The following is an 18,656-nucleotide window of genomic DNA, read 5'->3' on the forward strand; positions in this document are numbered from 1 at the left end:
CCGGGCCGTTTGGCCCGCCTCACTTGGAGCGCGCTTTCTTGAACGGGGCCATGCCCGCCCGTGCGAGTTCGTCCGCGCGCTCGTTCTCGGGGTGGCCTGCGTGGCCCTTGACCCACTCCCAGGTCACCTGGTGGCGGCTCTGCGCTTCGTCCAGGCGCTGCCAGAGCTCAACGTTTTTCACCGGCTTCTTGGCAGCGGTTTTCCAGCCATTCTTCTTCCAGCCGAAAATCCAGCCGGTAACGCCGTTCTTCACATAGGCCGAATCGGTCACTACGGTGATCTTCGAAGGCCGCGCCAGGCTTTCCAGCGCGTTGATCGCGGCCAGAAGCTCCATCCGGTTGTTCGTGGTCTCGGCCTCGCCGCCCTGAAGCTCGCGCTCCTTCACCACGGTGTCCCCGTCCATCGCGCGCAGCAGCACGCCCCAGCCGCCGGGGCCTGGATTGCCCGAGCAGGCGCCATCGGTATATGCAAACAAATCAGCCATGTCCGCTCCCTACACCGCTGCCCCGGCGGGCGCCAGAGTGCAGGCGCGCACGGCGGCGCTTGCAGGGAGAGACCGGCGCGAGGGAACAACACCGCCATCGCCGCCAACAGCACCGGAAGCCCCAGTCAGTCCATGGCGCGGTGCGCCATCGTCACTCGTTTGCAGGCAGGCCTGCCGGACTCATGCCGGCTGGCGCAGCACCCGCGGCACCTTGAATTCGACCCGTTCCACCGCGGTTTCCACCACCTCGACCGTCACGTCATAGCGGGCGCGGAAGGCGTCGATCACCTCGTTTACCAGAAGTTCCGGGGCCGAGGCGCCGGCGGTGATGGCGATGGAGCGGATACCCTCCAACGCGCGCCAGTCGATGTTTTCGGCGCGCTGCACCAGCTGGGCGTAGCCGCAGCCGTTCTTGGCGCCGACTTCGACCAGGCGGCGCGAGTTCGACGAGTTCGGCGCACCCACGACCAGGAGCGCATCGGATTTCGGCGCCACCGCCTTCACCGCTTCCTGTCGGTTGGTGGTGGCGTAGCAGATGTCTTCCTTGTGCGGGCCCACGATCTCGGGGAAGCGGGCTTGGAGCGCGGCGACGATGTCCTTGGTGTCATCGACCGACAGCGTGGTCTGGGTAACGAAGGCGAGCCGCGCGGGGTCGCGCACCTCCACCGCGGCCACATCCTCGACAGTTTCCACCAAGAGCACCTCACCTTCGGGCAGCTGGCCCATGGTGCCGATGGTTTCCGGGTGGCCCTTGTGGCCGATCATAACCATCTGCAGCCCGTTCTCGGCATGGCGCTGCGCCTCGATATGCACCTTGGAGACAAGCGGGCAGGTGGCATCGACATAGATCATCTCCCGCGCCTCGGCCGCGGCGGGCACCGATTTCGGCACCCCGTGGGCGGAGAAGATCACCGGCCGGTCATCGGGGCATTCGTCCAGCTCCTCGACAAAGACCGCGCCTTTCTCGCGCAGGCTGTCGACCACGTATTTGTTGTGCACGATCTCATGGCGGACATAGACCGGCGCGCCCCATTTTCCGATCGCCATCTCGACGATCTTGATGGCGCGGTCAACGCCGGCGCAGAAGCCGCGCGGGGCGGCGAGGTAGAGGGTGAGGGGCGGCTTTGTCATACGGGTCTCCTTGCGGGCCAGAGGTAAGGCTTCCGGCGCGCGAGGTCCAGTCCCGGCGCGAGGTCACGGGGTTGTGACTGGAGCTTCCAGCGGCGGAAGGTTGCAGAAAGGCCTGCTTGGAACTGAAGCGGGGAGCGGGCATGAAAGCAATGCTGTTTGCGGCTGGTGCCGTACTGCTGGCGGGCGGAGCCTTTTTCTGGTCCGCGGATCGCGCCGCGCTGGCAGCGGGCGGCTTGCCTTATCAGGATCCCGCGGCGGTAGAGGAGGGGCGCAAGATCTACGCGGAATATTGCGCCAGCTGCCATGGGGCCGATCTGGAAGGCGAGCCCAACTGGCAGGAGCGCGATGAAGATGGCTACCTGCCTGCACCGCCGCATGATGAGACGGGGCATACTTGGCACCATTCGGACAGCCAGCTGCTGGCGATCACCAGGTTCGGGGTCGAGGCGCTGGCCGGCAACGGCTACCGCACACGCATGGGTGGCTACGAAGAGGTGCTGAGCGAAGCGCAGATGCTGGCGGTGCTAGCCTATATCAAGAGCCGCTGGCCTCAGCAGATCATCCAGCGCCACAACGAGATCAACGCGCTGGCGCAGCCCTGACCCGCACCGCGCTGAGACCGGCCGGCCCCTGACAAGCAAATGGCGCAGGCCGGTGCACGCCGGGTCTGCGCCATCGCTGTTTTGCCCGGGTCTCGCCGCCGGCGGCCTGCACGCAGCCGCGGGCGGCGGAAAATCAGCCTTGCGCGGCTGCGGCCGAGCGCGGGTCGTTCTGTTCCCGAGGCGGGCGGCCGATAACGTCACGCAGCTCCTCCAGCTCGATGAAATTATCGGCCTGGCGGCGCAGATCGTCGGAGATCATCGGCGGCTGGCTGCGGATGGTGGAGACCACCGACACCCGCACGCCCTGGCGCTGCAGGCTGGCGATCAGCGGACGGAAGTCACCATCGCCGGAAAACAGCACGATATGGTCGACGCGCGGCGCCAGCTCCATGGCATCGACGGTCAGCTCGATATCCATGTTGCCCTTCACCTTGCGGCGGCCCATGCTGTCAGTGTATTCCTTGGCCGGTTTTGTGACCATGGTGAAGCCGTTGTAATGCAGCCAATCCACCAGCGGCCTGATCGGGGAATACTCGTCGTTTTCCAATAGCGCCGTGTAATAAAACGCCCGCAACAGTTTGCCACGGCGCATGAATTCCTGCCGCAACAGCTTGTAGTCGATATCGAACCCAAGCGCCTTGGCCGCGGCGTAGAGGTTCGATCCGTCTATGAACAGCGCAAGCCGTTCGTCCTTGTAAAACATCAAATTTGTCCTTCCGGTCGGCCCGCTTAAGCTCTGGTTCCGTGAGTGAATGACTGAAATCGGCTAAACGGGTGGACTTAATGTATGTTATTTGCCATCTGCCGCAAGGGCGGTGGCATTCAGAAACAGGGTCAAAAATGACCGGATACCGGACAAAATCACTCATCGCACTCGGCGGTAATATGCCTGCTGACGCTAGGGTGCCTCAGGTTACGCTGTCAATGGCGGTCGCAGCGCTGGCGCAGCCGGGCATCGTCCTGCGGGCGGTGTCGCGGTTCTTCCGCACGCCCTGCTTTCCCGCCGGGACCGGGCCGGACTATGTGAACGCCGCGGTGGAGGTGGAAAGCACGCTCAGCGCGGAAGAACTGCTGGAACGGCTGCATGCGGTGGAAGCGCGTTTTGCCCGGGTGCGCGCCGAGCGCTGGGGGCGGCGCACACTGGATCTGGACCTGATCGATCACGGCGGCGCGGTGCGCCCCGACGCGGCCGGTTTTGCCCGCTGGCAGGGGCTGCCACTGGAACGGCAGATGCAGGAGGCACCGGGCGAGCTGATCCTGCCGCATCCGCGGATCCAGGACCGTGGCTTCGTGCTGGTGCCGCTCTGCGATATCCGCCCCGATTGGCGCCATCCGGTTCTGCATCAGAGCGCCGCCGCACTGCTTGCCTCCCTGCCGCCCTCGGAAACCGCCGGGATCGTTCCGCTGTAGCGATTTCGCTGCGGCATTTTCTGGTCTTGTCAAGAGAAACATTTGAGCGTACATCTCTGCGCTCCGGACCCACAATACTTGGAGAGTCGTTCATGGCCCGCGTGACGGTTGAAGATTGCGTCGACAAGGTTCCCAACCGGTTTGAGCTGGTTATGCTGGCGGCACACCGCGCCCGCGAGATCTCGGCCGGAGCCGAGCTGACCGTGGACCGCGACAACGACAAGAACCCGGTTGTCTCGCTGCGCGAGATCGCCGAGGAAACCCAGAGCGCCGACGCCCTGCGCGAGCGCCTGATCGAGGCCAACCAGACCCAGATCGAGGTGGACGAGCCGGAAGAGGATTCCATGGCCTTGCTGATGGGCGGCGAGAGCGACAAGCCGGCCGAAGACGACATGTCGGAAGAGAAGCTCCTGCGCGCACTGATGGAGGCCCAGGGGCAGGGCTGATTTGCCGCGACGGACAATTGAGGCTGCGGACCGGACATGATTTCGCCTGATGACCTGATTGAACTGGTCCGCAACTACAATCCGAAAGCCAATGCGTCCCGGATTGCCGAGGCCTATGCCTTCGGGGCGCAGATGCACGAAGGGCAGTACCGCCATTCCGGCGAGCCCTATTTCACGCATCCGGTCGCGGTGGCCGCGATCCTGACCGAACAGCGGCTGGATGATGCGACCATCATCACCGCGCTTCTGCACGACACCATCGAAGACACCAAAGCCTCTTACGAGGAGGTTGCGCGCCGCTTTGGCGATGAAGTGGCAATGCTCGTCGATGGCGTCACCAAGCTGACCAACCTGCAACTCTCGAGCCGGGAAACCAAGCAGGCGGAGAACTTCCGCAAGCTGTTCATGGCGATGTCCAAGGATTTGCGGGTGATCCTGGTGAAGCTGGCCGACCGGCTCCACAACATGCGCACCATCAAGGCGATGCGGCCGGAGAAGCAGGCCCAGAAGGCGCGCGAGACGATGGACATCTACGCGCCGCTGGCAGGCCGCATGGGCATGCAGTGGATGCGCGAGGAGCTTGAAGATCTGGCGTTCCGGGTGCTCAATCCCGAGGGCCGCCAGTCGATCATCCGCCGCTTCGTCACCCTGCAGCGCGAAACCGGCGATGTGATTCACCGCATCACTGGCGACATGCGAACCGAGCTGGAGAAGGCAGGTATCGAAGCCGAAGTCTTCGGCCGCGCCAAGAAGCCCTATTCGATCTGGCGCAAGATGCAGGCCAAGGACCAGGGCTTCTCGCGGCTGTCCGACATCTACGGTTTCCGCGTTATCACCGGGTCCGAAGAAGACTGCTACTTGGCGCTTGGCGCCATTCACCAGCGCTGGCGCGCGGTGCCCGGCCGGTTCAAGGACTACATCAGCCAGCCGAAATCCAACGGCTACCGTTCCATCCACACCACCGTGTCAGGCCGCGACGGCAAGCGGGTGGAGGTGCAGATCCGCACCCGCCAGATGCATGACGTGGCTGAAACCGGAGTGGCGGCGCATTGGTCCTACCGCGACGGGGTGCGCACCGAGAACCCGTTTGCCGTCGATCCTGCGAAGTGGATCGCGTCGCTCACTGAACAGTTCGACGCCGAGGAGGACCACGACGAATTCCTCGAGGCGGTGAAGCTGGAGATGTACTCCGACCAGGTGTTCTGCTTCACCCCGAAGGGCGAGGTGATCAAGCTGCCCAAGGGGGCAACGCCGATCGACTTTGCCTACGCCATCCACACCCGCATCGGCCATGCCTGCGTCGGCGCCAAGGTGGACGGCATCCGGGTGCCCTTGTGGACCCGGCTCAGGAACGGCCAGTCGGTCGAGGTGATCACCGCCGAGGGCCAGACCCCGCAGGCAAGCTGGCTGGAGATCGCCACCACCGGCAAGGCCCGCACGTCGATCCGGCGCGCCCTGCGCGAAGCCGACCGGGCGCGGTTCGTGAAGCTGGGCCACGAGCTGGCGCGTTCGGCTTTTGAGCATGTCGGGCGCAAGGCCACCGACAAGGCGCTGGAAACCGCCGCTCGGGCGCTGCGCGTGGGCAGCGTGGACGAACTGCTGTCGCGGCTCGGCGCCGCGGTGATCACCGCCCATGACGTGGTGCAGTCGGTCTACCCCGAGCTGACCACGGGCAAGGGCGACGAGGTCTCCCCGCGCCGCGCAGTGATCGGCCTGCAGCCGGGCCAGAGCTTCGAGCGCGCGCCCTGCTGCCAGCCTCTGCCGGGCGAGCGCATCATCGGCATCACCTACCGCGGCCGCGGCGTGGTGGTGCATACCGCCGATTGCGACAAGCTGGGCGAGTTCGAGGACCAGCCGGAGCGCTGGGTCGACGTGCATTGGCACAGCGGCACCCACCCGGCGGCCTATGGCACCACGCTGGAACTGACCATCGGCAACGATGCCGGCGTTCTGGGGCGTATTTGCACATTGATCGGCGAGAAAAAGGCCAATATCTCGGACCTTGAATTTGTCGACAGGAAACCGGACTTTTACCGGCTTATGGTCAACGTGGAGCTGCGGGATGTGGAACAGCTGCACTCGCTGATGCTGACGCTGGAGGCGGAAAGCGATGTCGCCGCGGTGGCGCGGTTCCGGGAAAAGCCGGAGCGGCGGTTCACGCCGGGATAGGCCGCTGACGCGCCAGCCGGAAACTGGGAAGGACGGACGGCTTTGGTTTTCAGGCGCCGGGACAGACGCCCGCCCCTGCGTGCGGTGGCGGATTTCTTCTGGCCCCGCGGCGGCTGGGGCCGGGCCTTCCTGTACGTGCAGCACAGGGTCCGCCGCCTGCCCGATTCGCCCGAACGTATCGCCCGCGGCATCTGGGCCGGAGTTTTCACCACCTTCACGCCTTTCTACGGGCTGCATTTCGTGGTTGCGGCGCTGATCGCGCGGCTGATGAATGGCAATATCCTCGCGGCTCTGAGCGCCACTTTCTTCGGCAATCCGCTCACTTATGTGCCGATTGGGGTGGCGGCGCTGCAGACCGGCCACTGGCTGTTGGGCACCGAGTTCGACAAGGATGTCGACAAGTCCCTGGTAGGGAAGTTCTTTGCCGCCGGTGCGGACCTGAAGGACAACCTCTTTGCGCTGTTCATGGACCGGCCTGCGGACTGGCAGGGGCTGCTGCTGTTTTTCGATGAGGTGTTCTACCCCTACATGATCGGCGGCATCCTCCCCGGCATGATTAGCGCGACTGTATGCTACTTCCTCAGCCTGCCGGTGATCCGGGTCTACCAGCAGCGCCGCCGCGCCCGTATCAAGGCCAAGTTCGACGCCATCATGCAGCGCGCGGAACTCGCCTCCGGTCCGGTTTCAGGCCGGGCTGCGGCCCCGGCGCCGCAGGCGCAGGAAGGTGCCACGGCAGCGGTCAACCCGCCCCCCGCCGCCCCTTCGAAGCTGGCGCCCGGCACCGCACCGGAAGCGCCGCGCGCCGCAGGCGGGCGCAACCGGGAAGCCGGATAGGGCTTGCCCTTCCTGCCCTTGCGTCTAGTGTTCTGCGCAAAGGGCTACCAATTTCAGGACTTGACGATATGGCACAGAATTCCCTGCGGCTGGGCGTGAACATCGACCATGTGGCCACCGTGCGCAACGCCCGCGGCGGCGCCTATCCGGACCCAGTCCGCGCCGCGAAGCTGGCCGAGGAAGCAGGCGCCGACGGCATCACCGCGCATCTGCGCGAAGACCGCCGCCACATCACCGATGAAGATATCGACGGGCTGATGGCGGCGCTGAAGGTGCCGCTGAACTTCGAGATGGCGGCGACGGAGGAAATGCAGAAGATCGCGCTCCGCCATAAGCCGCACGCGGTCTGCATCGTGCCGGAGAAGCGCGAGGAGCGCACCACCGAGGGCGGGCTGGAGGTCGCGCGCGAGGAAAACAAGCTTGCCCATTTCATCGCGCCCTTGCGCGAGGCGGGCTGCCGGGTGTCGATCTTCATTGCCGCCGACAAGCGGCAGATCGAGGCGGCCCACCGCATCGGTGCAGAGGTGATCGAACTGCACACCGGCGCTTATTGCGACTACCACGCCGAGGGCAAGCTGGCCGAGCGCGACCGCGAGCTGGAGGCGCTGCGCGAGATGTCGGCCTACGCCCATTCGCTGGGGCTGGAGGTGCACGCGGGCCATGGCCTCACCTATGACACGGTGGAGCCGGTCGCGGCCTTCCCGGAGGTGCGCGAGCTGAACATCGGCCACTTCCTGATCGGCGAAGCAATCTTCCGCGGCCTGACCCCGGCAGTGCAGGAGATGCGCCGGCTGATGGACGGCGCGAGGGCATGAGGCGGGGGCCGTATTCATCAATGAATACGGGCCGGAATTTTCGGAATTTCCGGCACCCGTTGCGAGCGCAGCGATGATCCTCGGCACCGGCACAGACCTCGCCAACATCGAGCGCATTCAGCGCACGCTGGACCGCTTTGGCGACCGGTTCCGCAACCGTGTGTTCACCGAGGTGGAGCAGCGCAAGGCCGAGCGCCGCCGCGATGTGGCGGGCACCTACGCCAAACGCTGGGCCGCCAAGGAGGCCTGCTCCAAGGCGCTTGGCACCGGCCTGCGCATGGGCATCGCCTGGAAGGACATGGCGGTTTCCAACCTGCGCACCGGCCAGCCCGTCATGCATGTGACTGGATGGGCCGCCGAGCGTCTGGCCGAAATGACACCCCCTGGCCATGAGGCGGTGATCCACGTGACCCTCACCGACGACCACCCCTGGGCGCAGGCCTTCGTGGTGATCGAGGCCCGGCCTCTGCCGCAGGACCCCGACGCCGCCGCGGTCCCGGCGGAAAGCCCCGGCGGAGCTTGACTCGCGCCCGGCGCGCCCGCATGTAGCCCCCGACCCAGTTACCAAACCGGAGAGCCTGATGACGGCAAAAGCTAAGGCCGGAAGTTCCATTCTCGAAACCGTGAAGACAGTCGTCTACGCGCTTTTGATCGCAGGGATCTTCCGCACCCTGTTCTTCCAGCCCTTCTGGATTCCCTCCGGCTCAATGAAGGAAACCCTGCTGATCGGGGATTTCCTCTTTGTGAACAAGATGGCCTATGGCTACTCCTACGCCTCGTGCCCCAGCGTGCGCCTGCCTGCCATCGGCATCGACATTGATGCCGAGGACATCTGCGGCTTCCTCGATGGTGACAACACCCGCTTCTGGGGCGGGGAGCCCGAGCGCGGCGACGTGGTGGTGTTCCGCCACCCGGTCAACGGCAATGATTTCATCAAACGGCTGGTTGGCCTGCCGGGCGACAAGATCCAGATGAAGAACGGCGTTCTGCACATCAACGGCAATCCGGTGAAGCTGCAAGATGCGGGCGAGTTCGAGGAAGTGATGCAGCGCCAGGGCCCTCAAGGCTCGCTGCCGCGCTGCGAGAACGCGCCGGTGGGACAGGGCGGTGTCTGCAAGAAGTCCCGCCAGATCGAGACTTTGCCTGGCGGTACTTCGCATGCGGTCCTCAATATCACCAACCAGGGCGTCGACCACACCGGCGTCTACCAGGTGCCTGCGGGTCATTACTTTTTCATGGGCGACAACCGGGACAACTCCTCGGACAGCCGCCTGCCGCAATCCGCGGGCGGGGTCGGCTTTGTGCCGTATGAAAACCTGATCGGCCGTGCCGACCGGGTCATGTTCTCCTCGGCCGGGCGGTCCATGCTGTACTTCTGGACCTGGCGCGGCGACCGTTTCTTCAAGAGGATCGAGTGAAACTATCCAAGGAATTGCGCGCCTTCGAGGAGCGCATCGGCCACCGTTTCGAGCGGCCCGAGCTTCTGCAGCGCGCTGTGACCCATGCTTCCGTCTCTTCACCCAACCGCAAGGACAACCAGCGGCTGGAATTTCTGGGCGACCGGGTGCTGGGGCTGGTGATGGCGACCGCGCTTCTCGAGCACGACAAGACCGCCACGGAGGGCCAGCTGGCGCCGCGCTTCAACGCGCTGGTGCGCAAGGAGGCCTGCGCCGAGGTCGCGCGCGAGATCGACCTGGGCGCGGTGCTGAAACTGGGCCGCTCGGAGATGATGTCCGGAGGGCGCCGCAAACAGGCGCTTCTGGGGGACGCGATGGAAGCGGTGATCGCGGCGGTCTACAAGGACGCAGGTTTTGATGCCGCGCGGGAGATGATCCTGCGGCTCTGGGGCAAACGCGTCCACCAGGTCGAGGAAGACGCCCGCGATGCCAAGACCTCGCTTCAGGAATGGGCCCAGGCGCGCGGCCAGAAGCCGCCCGACTACGTCGAGGTGTCGCGCAGCGGCCCGGATCATGCGCCGGTCTTCACCATCGCCGCCCGGCTGGAGGATGGTGCCGAGGCGCAGGCCACCGCAGGCTCCAAGCGGCAGGCCGAGCAGGCCGCGGCCAAGGCGCTGCTGGCGCAGCTGGGCTGAGAGCCCGGCCGCCGGTGGCGGAAACCTGTCCGGCAGGCAGCGCCCTGGCCACCGGAAAACCCCTCTGGCCCCAGCGGGCGTTTTCCTGTAGGGGAACTGCTCTGCTAACAGGACCAGACAGATGACCACACGCGCCGGATTCGTTGCCCTGATCGGGGAGCCCAACGCGGGCAAATCGACCCTCTTGAACCGTATGGTCGGGGCCAAGGTCTCGATCGTCACCCACAAGGTGCAAACCACCCGCGCCCGTATCCGCGGCGTGGCAATGGAGGGCGATGCGCAGATCGTCTTTGTCGACACCCCCGGCCTGTTCCGCCCGCGCCGCCGGCTCGACCGCGCGATGGTCGCGGCCGCCTGGGGCGGGGCGGCGGATGCCGACATCGTTGTGCTGATGGTGGAAGCGCACCGCGGCATCACGGAAGGGGTGGAAACCATCCTCGAAGGCCTTTCCGAAGTGGGCGAGGGCCGCACCGTGGCGCTGGCGATCAACAAGATCGACCGGGTGCCCGCCGAAAAACTGCTCGGGCTCGCCCAGGACCTGAACGCGCGCTACAGCTTTGCGGAAACCTTCATGATTTCGGCCGAGCGCGGCCATGGCGTCGACGACTTGCGGGTCTGGCTTGCGGGCAAGCTGCCGGAAAGCCCCTGGCTCTACCCCGAAGACCAGATCGCCGATCTGCCGATGCGGATGATCGCGGCCGAGATGACGCGTGAAAAGCTGACCCTGCGCCTGCACCAGGAGCTGCCCTATCAGCTCACCGTCGAGACGGAAAAGTGGGAAGAACGCAAGGACGGCTCCGCCCGGGTGGACCAGATCATCTACGTGATGCGGGACGGCCACAAGGGCATCGTGCTGGGCAAGCGCGGCGAAACCATCAAGGCGGTGTCGCAAGCCGCGCGGGCCGAGCTGGAGGAGTTTCTGGGCCGCAAGGTGCATCTTTTCCTGCAGGTGAAGGTGCGCCCGAACTGGCTGGAGGAGGCCGAGCGCTACTCGGAAATGGGGCTCGACTTCAAGGACGGCAACTGAGCCGCGCCGCCCCGTGATCTTCATCTTTCCGCAAATACTCCCGCCGGAGGCACCCGCGGCTGCCGTCCGTGCGGACAATGGCGGCGGCGCGGCATGACCCGCCTCACGGCCGAATTCTGGGTGCAAGCCTACCTCGCGCGGCTGCGGCTGATGGATATCCCGGCCTTTGTCACCGCGCATGGCGATGACACGGCGGGCGCGGTGCTGGTGAAGCTCAACACGCTCGATGGACAGGCCCGCGCCTTTCACCGCACTTTCGACCTGATGACCGGCGCGCGCAAGTGGGACACGCTGGCCGCGGGGGATGAGACAGAGGTCGACGCCTCGATCCGCCGCCAGCAGGGTTTCGACCCCGACCTCTGGGTGATCGAGGTCGAGGACCGCGGCGGCCGCCACCTGCTGGATGAGCCGGGCCTGGAATGATTACCAGCCCCCGGTCTTGCCCATTATGTCATGGCCGGTGGCCCGCGGAGCGCCACCGGCAAACTCCCTGACACGCCCCGCGAAACTCTTGAAGTAGTCCTGCGACTGTACATGGGCGAGCGTTTCGGCACTGTCCCAGCGGCCCCAGTGGATCCGGGTCTCCCCGTCATCCGCAACCGCCACCTGATAGGTGAACTTGCCGGCCGCCCCGGGGTCCGCGTTAATGGCCGCGATGAACTCGGATGTGGCCTCCCGCCAGGCGTTCTCGTCGCCGCTGTAGGTGTAGATAATGGTGATGCCGCGCATAGGGGCCTCCTTTATTTAACCGTGGCGTTAAATAGAAGCCGCCGCTGCGGCGCAGTCAAGGGATGTCTTGAAGATGGCCGTCATTTCGTCTCTGCTGCCCGGCAGGGGATGAGGTAAAGCTGAGCACGGGAGCAGCCGGTGGAATGGCGTGATCACGGGATATTGCTGGCTATGCGCCGCCACGGCGAACATGCCGCCATCATCGATGTTTTCACCGAGGGCCACGGCCGCCACGCAGGTGTGGTGCGCGGCGGTGCGGGCAGGAAGATGGCGCCCATTCTGCAGCCTGGCGCGCAGCTCGACCTGACTTGGCGCGCGCGGCTGGAGGATCACCTCGGCAGCTACCACGCCGAGCCCCTGCGCAGCCGCGCTGCAGCGGCGCTGTCGGGGCGGCTGGCGCTGGCGGGGCTGAATGCAGTGACGGCACTGCTGGTGTTCTGCCTGCCCGAGCGGGAGCCGCACCCGGATCTCTACACGCGCAGCGAGCGGCTGCTCGATCTTCTGGAACAGGAAGACCTTTGGCCGCTGGCCTATCTGCGATGGGAGATGGCGCTGCTGGAGGAAATGGGCTTCGGCCTTGATCTCAGAGCCTGCGCGGTGACCGGCGCGGCGGGGGGGCTTTTCTATGTCTCGCCCAAGTCGGGGCGGGCTGTTTCACGTGAAGGCGCGGGCGAATGGGCCGACCGGCTGCTGCCCTTGCCGCCGGTGATGCTGGGGCAGGGCGAGGCGGGCGATGCCGAGATCCTGCAGGGCTTGCGAACCACGGGGTATTTTCTGGAGGCGCACTTGGCGCCGTCTCTGGGTAACCGCCCGCTGCCGGAGGCGCGCGGGCGTCTTCTCGATACGCTCAGCCGCCGGCTCTGAAAAGCATTTCCCGGCCCGCGTCATTGCTGAAGATTATCACGTTGCCTGCGGCCGCGGCCAGGGTCATCTCGTGCAGCGCTTAAGGACGGCAGGTTCTGCTGCCTGCTCCGGGCAGGCGGCGCCCGGACCGATGGCACCCACGCATTCTTTACGGTGCGCGGAAGGAGGCGGGAGTGCCGCCTTGGCTGTGGCGGCGGCTTGCCATCGGCTCACTGCGCGCGGATGATCGCGGCTAGCCTGCTGCCAATCTCGCGGCTGGCCTTCACCGACGGGTGGATCATGTCGGGCGCGTGATAGGAGCGGTCGCCCTGAGGCACCATGTCCTTGAGCGAGACAAAGAACACGCCGGGATCGCTCTCCGCGTGGCGGGCGAAGCGGCGCTCCAGGGTGTCGCCCTCGTCGCGGCAGTGCTCGATCAGCGAGCCGCGCCCGGGGCTCCGCAGATAGCCGACATAAATTACCCTGGCCCCGGTGCTCCGCAGCTGGGTGAGCAGGTCCGGGATCGCGCCGCTCTCCCCGTCCTCGGAGATCAGCCGGTCCAGCTTGCCCTTGCAGGCGACGCAGCCGCAGCCCAGCCAGAGGTCGTTGCCGCCGCCGTTCACGATGATCCACTTCCAGGGGCCTGGGCGGTACTGCCTGGCGATGTTCAGCCCCGCAGCGCCGGTGAGCGGCAGGCGGTAGATGTGGCGCGCGCCGCTCACGGAGCGGTCCGCCACCGGCCTTCCCAGCGCGTCCTCAACCGCGTCTGCGATCGAATTGCCGGAGAGGCGGTTCCAGGCGAGGAGCGAGTCACCCATCACCAGAATGTGCGCCTTGCCCCCGGGCGGCACCGGCGCGGCGCAGGACGTAAGCAGGAGGATGAAACAGAAAGGCGCGATGAGACGGGCGAAGAAGGTCATGCGGCGTCTTCTAGCGCCGAACCGGCGGTGCGGGAACCGCCGGCGCCCGCGAAGCGCTGCATTGGCCCGCGGAGGCAAGTGGAAAAAAATCCCGGCGCCGGGGCGCCGGGTGAGGCGGGGAAACTGCCCGCAGTTGGAAAACAGAAGCTGTCAGCTCAACAGGCGGCGGGCGATCACCTGGGCCTGAATCTCGGCCGCTCCCTCGAAAATGTTGAGAATGCGGGCATCGCAGAGCACGCGGGAAATCTTGTACTCCAGGGCAAAGCCGTTGCCGCCGTGGATTTGCAAGCCGTTGTCGGCAGCAGCCCAGGCCACGCGCGCACCGAGCAGCTTGGCCATGCCGGCCTCCAGATCGCAGCGGTGGCCGTTGTCCTTCTCCCAGGCGGAGAAATAGGTGAGCTGGCGGGCTATCATGATCTCCACCGCCATCATCGCCAGCTTGCCGGAAACGCGGGGGAAGCGGATCAGGGATTTGCCGAACTGCTTGCGCTCCTGCGCGTATTGCATCGCGATGTCGAGCGCCGACTGCGCGACGCCGATGGCGCGGGCGGCGGTCTGGATGCGGGCGGACTCGAAGGTCTCCATCAGCTGCTTGAAACCCTTGCCCTCTTCGCCGCCGAGGAGGTTTTCGCCCTTCACGTGGAAATTGTCGAAGCCGAGCTCGTATTCCTTCATGCCGCGGTAGCCGAGCACCTCGATCTCGCCGCCGGTCATGCCCTCGGTGGGGAAGGGGGCCTCGTCGGTGCCGGGGGTTTTTTCGGCGAGGAACATCGACAGCCCGCGGTGGTCGGTGGTTTCCGGATCGGTGCGCGCCAGCAGGGTCATCACGTGGGTGCGGGCGGCATGGGTGATCCAGGTCTTGTTGCCGGTTATGCGGTAGTCGCCGTTGTCGTCCTTCACTGCGCGGGTGCGCAGGCTGCCGAGGTCGGAGCCGGTGTTGGGCTCGGTGAACACTGCGGTGGGCAGGATCTCGGCGCTCGCGAGCTTGGGCAGCCAGTTGGCCTTCTGAGCCTCAGTGCCGCCGCAGAGGATCAGCTCGGCTGCGATCTCCGAGCGGGTGCCAAGGGAGCCCACACCGATATAACCGCGCGAGAGCTCCTCGGAGACCACCACCATCGACGCTTTCGACAGGCCGAAACCGCCGTATTCCTCGGGGATGGTGAGGCCGAAGACGCCCATTTCAGCCAGCTCCGCGATCACCTCCATCGGGATCAGCTCGTCCTTCAGGTGCCATTCGTGGGCGTAGGGTTCGACCTTTTCAACCGCATAGCGGCGGAACTGGTCGCGGATCATCTCCAGCTCTTCCTCCAGGCCGGAGGTGCCGAACATGGTGGCTCCTGTCTGCGCCTCCATCAGCTCCACCAGCCGGCTGCGCGCGGCCTGGGTGTTGCCTTTCGCGCAAAGCGCGGTCACTGCGGGCGTCATCAGCGCGGTGCGGGCATCCTCGCCGAGACCCAGGTCCTGCAGGCGGACGACTTCGCCCTGATTCATCTGGATGCCGCCCTGCACCTGAGAGAGGTATTCGCCAAAGCCGATCTGGTGGATCAGCTGCTCCATCTCGCCGAACTTGCCCTCTGCGTCGAGCTTCTCGGCCCATTTCTGCATCTGGCGAAGGCAGTAGACGTAGGTCGCAAGCCAGGACAGCCCGTGCGCCGCGGTCTGTTCCGCCTCCATCAGGCGGCCGGAGACGCGGCCGTCTTCGCTGACCTTCTCCCGGACCGCGCTGCGGGCGGCTTCGAACAGCTGGTCAAGCGGGTCCAGGGCGGCGGCGGTCTGTGCCAGAAGGCCGGGGATGAGCGTCGGTGTCATGTGCAAGTCCTGTCCGTCGTGGGCCATGAATCAGATCCTTCTTCGGTCGCTTGGTGGTAATTCATTTCGCAGTTGCAGCGCAACATAAATACCATTTGCTGCGGCGTTTAGTTCAAAAATTACGTGATGATTTTGCCCGTGCAGCAGGCCGCGGTTCCGTATAGAGCGGGAGGGATGGACATGCTGCACGCCCTAACCACCCTGCTTTCGCCCATGGAAATGGCCGCCGCGGCCGCCGTTGCGCTGCTGGCCGGGACGGTGAAGGGAATGGTCGGCTTTGCCATGCCGATGATCCTGATTTCGGGCCTCGGCTTCTTCCTGCCGCCGGAGCTGGCGCTGGCCGGGCTGATCCTGCCGACGCTGGCTACCAACGGCATGCAGGCGCTGCGGCAGGGAACGAAGGCCGCGATGGAGTCGGTGCGCCGCTTCCGGGTGTTTCTGCTGATCGGTCTGGTCTGCCTGCTGCTCAGCGCTCAGATGGTGCGCATCCTGCCGCAGCAGGCGATGATGCTGATTATCGGCCTGCCGGTGTCGCTTTTTGCGCTGATGCAGCTGCTGGGGCGGTCCTTCACGCTTAGCAAGCCAACGCGCAAGGCGGAGGCCATGGTGGGCGGGATTGCCGGGCTGATCGGCGGTATCTCTGGTGTCTGGGGCCCGCCCACAGTGGCATATCTCACCGCGCTTGGCACCGAGAAGCGCGAACAGGTGCGGGTGCAGGGAGTGATCTATGGGCTCGGTGCGGTGGCGCTGCTGGCAGCCCATACCGGCTCCGGCGTGATGCGGGCCGAAACGCTGCCGTTTTCACTTGCGCTGATTCCGCCCGCAGTGGCGGGCATGTGGATCGGCGGGCGGCTGCACGACCGCATCGATCAGGCCGCCTTCCGGCGCGCAACGCTGGTGGTGCTGCTGGCGGCTGGGCTGAACCTTTTGCGCCGCGGGCTGTTCCTGTAGGCAGAAGGCAGCGGCCGGCGCGGGACCGGGGCCGCGCGCGGCGGGCGGAGGCAGCATGCTCAGGCAATGGAACGCGGAACAGCTTGCGGCGGGCTCACTGGTGGTGGCGCTGGCGGTGATGGCGCTGAAAGCGGCAGCCTGGGCAATGACGGGCTCGCTGGCGCTGATGTCGGATGCGCTGGAATCTTTGGTCAATATCGGCGGCGCGGTGATGGCCTGGTGCGCGGTGCGCTATGCCCGGAGGCCGCCGGATGCGGGCCATCCCTTCGGTCACCACAAGGCGGAGTATTTCTCGGCGGTGGCCGAGGGCATTCTGATCGTCATCGCCGCACTGGTGATCCTGCACGAGGCCGCGGGCGCGCTCTGGCAGCCAAAGGCCGCCGACTGGCAACCGCTGGGTCTTGCGGTGAACGCGCTGGCGCTGGGAGCGAACTTGATCTGGGCCCGTATCCTGCTGGGCGCGGGCGCACAGCTTCGCTCTCCTGCGCTCACGGCGGGCGGACGGCATCTGATGAGCGATGTCTGGACCTCGGCCGGGGTGCTGGCAGGGCTGGGGCTGGCGCTGCTGACCGGCTGGGCCGTGCTCGACCCGCTGCTGGCGCTGCTGGTCGCAGTCAATATCCTGCGTGAAGGCTGGCGGGTGATCGCGGCCTCGCTCGGCGGGCTGATGGACACCGCCGCCCCCGAAGCCGAGCGCGCAAGGATCGAGGAAATTATCCGCCGAAGTGCCGCAGGCGCGTTGCAGGTGCATGGATTGAAAACCCGCCGCGCCGGGCAGGCACTGTTCGTGGAGTTCCACATGGTGGTCGATGGGGCGATGGCGGTGCAGGCCGCGCATGAGATTTGCGACCGTGTGGAGGCCGAGATCCGCGCCGCGCTGCCCGGCGCGCAGGCGGTGATTCACGTGGAGCCGCAGCATAAGCTGGAGCCGCGCGGCATACGCCCGCGGTGAAGCGTTTGCATTCTCCCGGCCGCTTGAGTTTAACCAAATGCAACAGGGCAAACCCGGCAGGCAGAGGAAGAGGCGAATGGTGATGCAATGGAACAAGCTTCTGAACCCGGGGCGGCTGGCGCGGCCGGACTTTCCCGAAAAGCCAGGCCGCCCGGCCTATCTGCAGGATTACGACCGTATTCTGTTCTCCGAGCCCTTCCGGCGCCTGGCGCAGAAGACCCAGGTGCATCCGCTGCACGACCATGATCACGTGCATCACCGGATGATCCACAGTATGGAAACCGCAAGCGTCGGCCGCTCGCTGGGGGCGGGCGTGGGCGCAGCGCTGGCGGAGAAGGGTTTGATCACCGCGGATCAGGCGCCGCGGCTCGCGGGTCACGTGGAAGCCGCCTGCCTCGTGCATGACATCGGCAACCCGCCGTTCGGCCATTCCGGCGAGGACAGCATCGGCGAGTGGTTTGCCGCCCGCTTCCGCGATGGCGAGGGCGTGGCGGGCCGCGTGCCGGCGCATCTGCGCGCCGAGTTCGAGCATTTCGAGGGCAACGCCCAGGGCCTGCGCATCACCGGGCGCCTGCAATACGCCCGCCGCGAGGGCGCGATGCGGCTCAGCTACGCGACCCTGGGCGCCTTCATGAAGTACCCCTGCACCCGCGCCATGCGCGACCGGGCGGTGGCCGCTGGCAACTGCGGCTACGCCGGGCTCAAGAAGTTCGGCGTCTTCGAGAGCGAGAGGGCGCTTTTCGAAGAGATCGCCGACGCGCTTGGCCTCCCCGAAGGCCCGGGCGGCGGGCGGCGGCGGCATCCGCTGGCCTTTCTGGTCGAGGCCGCGGATGACATCTGCTACCGAATCCTGGACATCGAAGACGCCGCCAGCATGGGCGATCTCGAGCGCGCCGAGGTCGCGGAGGCTCTGGAGGGGATCATAGGGAAGCAGAACGATGACCGGGAATTGACTCTGCGCGACCGCATTGGACTGTGGCGCGCCTATGCCATCGGCCAGTCAATCGAGGCCGCAGTGGAGGCCTTCCTCGCCCATTACGATCCGATCATGGCGGGCGAGTTCAGCGCCGGGCTGATGGAGGTTTCCAGTAAGGCCGAAGCCTTCGCGCGCCTCAAGGACCTGTCCGAGCGGCGTATCTTTACTGCCCGGCGCAAGACCGGGCTGGAGGTTGCCGGGCGGCAGGTTCTGCATGCGGTGCTGAGCCATTTCCACGGGCTCTACAGCGACCTGCGGGACTGCGGCTGGGATGTGGAGGCCTTGCAGCAGCGCCACGGCTACTGGGCGCGGCTGATCCGGGCGGTGGATCTCGACCTGCGCGGGGTAGAGGACGAGTATACTGCGATGCATTCGCTGGCCGATTTCGTTTCCGGCATGACCGATCGCTACGCCGTGAAGGTGCGGGACATGATTTCAGGCTCACTGCTACAGGTCTGAGCGGCCC

General features: G+C 66.0%; 21 protein-coding genes. 15 read left to right on the forward strand and 6 right to left on the reverse strand.

From position 1 onward, the window contains the following. Positions 1-19: 19 nt before the first annotated feature. Positions 20-484 carry a ribonuclease HI gene (gene rnhA / locus ACOHWE_RS16370; protein ID WP_420667794.1) on the reverse strand — a complete coding sequence of 155 codons (465 nt, stop codon included), beginning with the start codon at positions 482-484 and terminating at the stop codon, positions 20-22. Between the two features lie 180 nt (positions 485-664). After that, entirely contained in the window at positions 665-1,615 is a 951-nt protein-coding gene (gene ispH / locus ACOHWE_RS16375; protein ID WP_420667795.1) for a 4-hydroxy-3-methylbut-2-enyl diphosphate reductase, read from the reverse strand. A 140-nt stretch (positions 1,616-1,755) separates the two neighbouring features. Here ispH and ACOHWE_RS16380 point away from each other — a divergent pair, with 140 nt between their 5' ends. Further along, the gene (locus ACOHWE_RS16380) at positions 1,756-2,217 is read left to right on the forward strand and encodes a c-type cytochrome (RefSeq protein ID WP_420667796.1); all 462 of its coding nucleotides are present in this window, start codon (positions 1,756-1,758) and stop codon (positions 2,215-2,217) included. A gap of 133 nt (positions 2,218-2,350) precedes the next feature. Here ACOHWE_RS16380 and ACOHWE_RS16385 read toward each other — a convergent pair whose 3' ends face one another. After that, positions 2,351-2,920, reverse strand: coding sequence for a LabA-like NYN domain-containing protein (locus ACOHWE_RS16385; RefSeq protein WP_420667797.1), 570 nt, complete (start codon positions 2,918-2,920; stop codon positions 2,351-2,353). A 137-nt stretch (positions 2,921-3,057) separates the two neighbouring features. On the opposite strand from ACOHWE_RS16385, the gene folK reads away from it, so the two are divergent. From folK to ACOHWE_RS16435, 10 genes are all read left to right on the forward strand, one after another. Next, positions 3,058-3,627, forward strand: a complete 570-nt coding sequence (folK, locus tag ACOHWE_RS16390; RefSeq protein WP_420667798.1) for a 2-amino-4-hydroxy-6-hydroxymethyldihydropteridine diphosphokinase — start codon at positions 3,058-3,060, stop codon at positions 3,625-3,627. A gap of 92 nt (positions 3,628-3,719) precedes the next feature. Beyond that, positions 3,720-4,073 carry a DNA-directed RNA polymerase subunit omega gene (rpoZ, locus tag ACOHWE_RS16395; protein WP_420667799.1) on the forward strand — a complete coding sequence of 118 codons (354 nt, stop codon included), beginning with the start codon at positions 3,720-3,722 and terminating at the stop codon, positions 4,071-4,073. Positions 4,074-4,109: 36 nt separating this feature from the next. After that, on the forward strand, positions 4,110-6,242 hold the full coding sequence (locus ACOHWE_RS16400; RefSeq protein ID WP_420667800.1) for a RelA/SpoT family protein: 2,133 nt from the start codon (positions 4,110-4,112) through the stop codon (positions 6,240-6,242). Between the two features lie 42 nt (positions 6,243-6,284). Continuing rightward, entirely contained in the window at positions 6,285-7,076 is a 792-nt protein-coding gene (locus ACOHWE_RS16405) for a DUF2062 domain-containing protein (RefSeq protein WP_420667801.1), read from the forward strand. 68 nt (positions 7,077-7,144) lie between these two features. Further along, positions 7,145-7,891 (forward strand): pyridoxine 5'-phosphate synthase, encoded by a 747-nt coding sequence (locus ACOHWE_RS16410; RefSeq protein ID WP_420667802.1) that lies wholly within the window; start codon positions 7,145-7,147, stop codon positions 7,889-7,891. 73 nt (positions 7,892-7,964) lie between these two features. After that, complete coding sequence (gene acpS, locus ACOHWE_RS16415; protein ID WP_420667803.1) at positions 7,965-8,414, forward strand: holo-ACP synthase; 450 nt, start codon at positions 7,965-7,967, stop codon at positions 8,412-8,414. Between the two features lie 58 nt (positions 8,415-8,472). Next, positions 8,473-9,309, forward strand: coding sequence for a signal peptidase I (lepB, locus tag ACOHWE_RS16420; protein ID WP_420667804.1), 837 nt, complete (start codon positions 8,473-8,475; stop codon positions 9,307-9,309). After that, positions 9,306-9,983, forward strand: coding sequence for a ribonuclease III (rnc, locus tag ACOHWE_RS16425; RefSeq protein ID WP_420667805.1), 678 nt, complete (start codon positions 9,306-9,308; stop codon positions 9,981-9,983). The genes lepB and rnc overlap by 4 nt, the downstream gene beginning before the upstream one ends. Positions 9,984-10,104: 121 nt before the next feature. Beyond that, positions 10,105-11,010: a GTPase Era gene (gene era, locus ACOHWE_RS16430; RefSeq protein WP_420667806.1), complete on the forward strand. Its 906-nt coding sequence runs from the start codon at positions 10,105-10,107 to the stop codon at positions 11,008-11,010. Between the two features lie 93 nt (positions 11,011-11,103). Beyond that, complete coding sequence (locus tag ACOHWE_RS16435; protein WP_420667807.1) at positions 11,104-11,433, forward strand: DUF1491 family protein; 330 nt, start codon at positions 11,104-11,106, stop codon at positions 11,431-11,433. Here ACOHWE_RS16435 and ACOHWE_RS16440 read toward each other — a convergent pair whose 3' ends face one another. Then, positions 11,434-11,739, reverse strand: coding sequence for a putative quinol monooxygenase (locus tag ACOHWE_RS16440; protein ID WP_420667808.1), 306 nt, complete (start codon positions 11,737-11,739; stop codon positions 11,434-11,436). Positions 11,740-11,877: 138 nt separating this feature from the next. On the opposite strand from ACOHWE_RS16440, the gene recO reads away from it, so the two are divergent. Continuing rightward, the gene (gene recO, locus ACOHWE_RS16445; protein WP_420667809.1) at positions 11,878-12,603 is read left to right on the forward strand and encodes a DNA repair protein RecO; all 726 of its coding nucleotides are present in this window, start codon (positions 11,878-11,880) and stop codon (positions 12,601-12,603) included. Positions 12,604-12,812: 209 nt separating this feature from the next. Here the strand turns inward: recO and ACOHWE_RS16450 are convergent, their stop codons facing one another. Continuing rightward, positions 12,813-13,502, reverse strand: coding sequence for an SGNH/GDSL hydrolase family protein (locus ACOHWE_RS16450; RefSeq protein ID WP_420667810.1), 690 nt, complete (start codon positions 13,500-13,502; stop codon positions 12,813-12,815). A 150-nt stretch (positions 13,503-13,652) separates the two neighbouring features. Then, entirely contained in the window at positions 13,653-15,338 is a 1,686-nt protein-coding gene (locus tag ACOHWE_RS16455) for an acyl-CoA dehydrogenase family protein (RefSeq protein WP_420667811.1), read from the reverse strand. Positions 15,339-15,491: 153 nt separating this feature from the next. On the opposite strand from ACOHWE_RS16455, the gene ACOHWE_RS16460 reads away from it, so the two are divergent. From ACOHWE_RS16460 to dgt, 3 genes are all read left to right on the forward strand, one after another. Next, positions 15,492-16,262: a sulfite exporter TauE/SafE family protein gene (locus ACOHWE_RS16460; protein WP_420667812.1), complete on the forward strand. Its 771-nt coding sequence runs from the start codon at positions 15,492-15,494 to the stop codon at positions 16,260-16,262. Positions 16,263-16,317: 55 nt separating this feature from the next. Beyond that, the gene (locus ACOHWE_RS16465; RefSeq protein ID WP_420667813.1) at positions 16,318-17,214 is read left to right on the forward strand and encodes a cation diffusion facilitator family transporter; all 897 of its coding nucleotides are present in this window, start codon (positions 16,318-16,320) and stop codon (positions 17,212-17,214) included. 76 nt (positions 17,215-17,290) lie between these two features. Further along, on the forward strand, positions 17,291-18,649 hold the full coding sequence (gene dgt, locus ACOHWE_RS16470) for a dGTP triphosphohydrolase (RefSeq protein WP_420667814.1): 1,359 nt from the start codon (positions 17,291-17,293) through the stop codon (positions 18,647-18,649). The last annotated feature ends 7 nt before the right edge of the window (positions 18,650-18,656 follow it).

It is taken from the genome of Cribrihabitans neustonicus (genome assembly GCF_048820895.1).
GTDB classification, from domain to species: Bacteria; Pseudomonadota; Alphaproteobacteria; order Rhodobacterales; family Rhodobacteraceae; genus Cribrihabitans_A; species Cribrihabitans_A neustonicus.

Coding starts and splice junctions, on each gene's coding strand:
- rnhA (WP_420667794.1), bottom strand. CDS start 484: ATGGCTGATTTGTTTGCATATACCGATGGCGCCTGCTCGGGCAATCCA.
- ispH (WP_420667795.1), bottom strand. CDS start 1,615: ATGACAAAGCCGCCCCTCACCCTCTACCTCGCCGCCCCGCGCGGCTTC.
- ACOHWE_RS16380 (WP_420667796.1), top strand. CDS start 1,756: ATGAAAGCAATGCTGTTTGCGGCTGGTGCCGTACTGCTGGCGGGCGGA.
- ACOHWE_RS16385 (WP_420667797.1), bottom strand. CDS start 2,920: ATGTTTTACAAGGACGAACGGCTTGCGCTGTTCATAGACGGATCGAAC.
- folK (WP_420667798.1), top strand. CDS start 3,058: ATGACCGGATACCGGACAAAATCACTCATCGCACTCGGCGGTAATATG.
- rpoZ (WP_420667799.1), top strand. CDS start 3,720: ATGGCCCGCGTGACGGTTGAAGATTGCGTCGACAAGGTTCCCAACCGG.
- ACOHWE_RS16400 (WP_420667800.1), top strand. CDS start 4,110: ATGATTTCGCCTGATGACCTGATTGAACTGGTCCGCAACTACAATCCG.
- ACOHWE_RS16410 (WP_420667802.1), top strand. CDS start 7,145: ATGGCACAGAATTCCCTGCGGCTGGGCGTGAACATCGACCATGTGGCC.
- acpS (WP_420667803.1), top strand. CDS start 7,965: ATGATCCTCGGCACCGGCACAGACCTCGCCAACATCGAGCGCATTCAG.
- lepB (WP_420667804.1), top strand. CDS start 8,473: ATGACGGCAAAAGCTAAGGCCGGAAGTTCCATTCTCGAAACCGTGAAG.
- era (WP_420667806.1), top strand. CDS start 10,105: ATGACCACACGCGCCGGATTCGTTGCCCTGATCGGGGAGCCCAACGCG.
- ACOHWE_RS16435 (WP_420667807.1), top strand. CDS start 11,104: ATGACCCGCCTCACGGCCGAATTCTGGGTGCAAGCCTACCTCGCGCGG.
- ACOHWE_RS16440 (WP_420667808.1), bottom strand. CDS start 11,739: ATGCGCGGCATCACCATTATCTACACCTACAGCGGCGACGAGAACGCC.
- ACOHWE_RS16450 (WP_420667810.1), bottom strand. CDS start 13,502: ATGACCTTCTTCGCCCGTCTCATCGCGCCTTTCTGTTTCATCCTCCTG.
- ACOHWE_RS16455 (WP_420667811.1), bottom strand. CDS start 15,338: ATGGCCCACGACGGACAGGACTTGCACATGACACCGACGCTCATCCCC.
- ACOHWE_RS16460 (WP_420667812.1), top strand. CDS start 15,492: ATGCTGCACGCCCTAACCACCCTGCTTTCGCCCATGGAAATGGCCGCC.
- ACOHWE_RS16465 (WP_420667813.1), top strand. CDS start 16,318: ATGCTCAGGCAATGGAACGCGGAACAGCTTGCGGCGGGCTCACTGGTG.
- dgt (WP_420667814.1), top strand. CDS start 17,291: ATGGTGATGCAATGGAACAAGCTTCTGAACCCGGGGCGGCTGGCGCGG.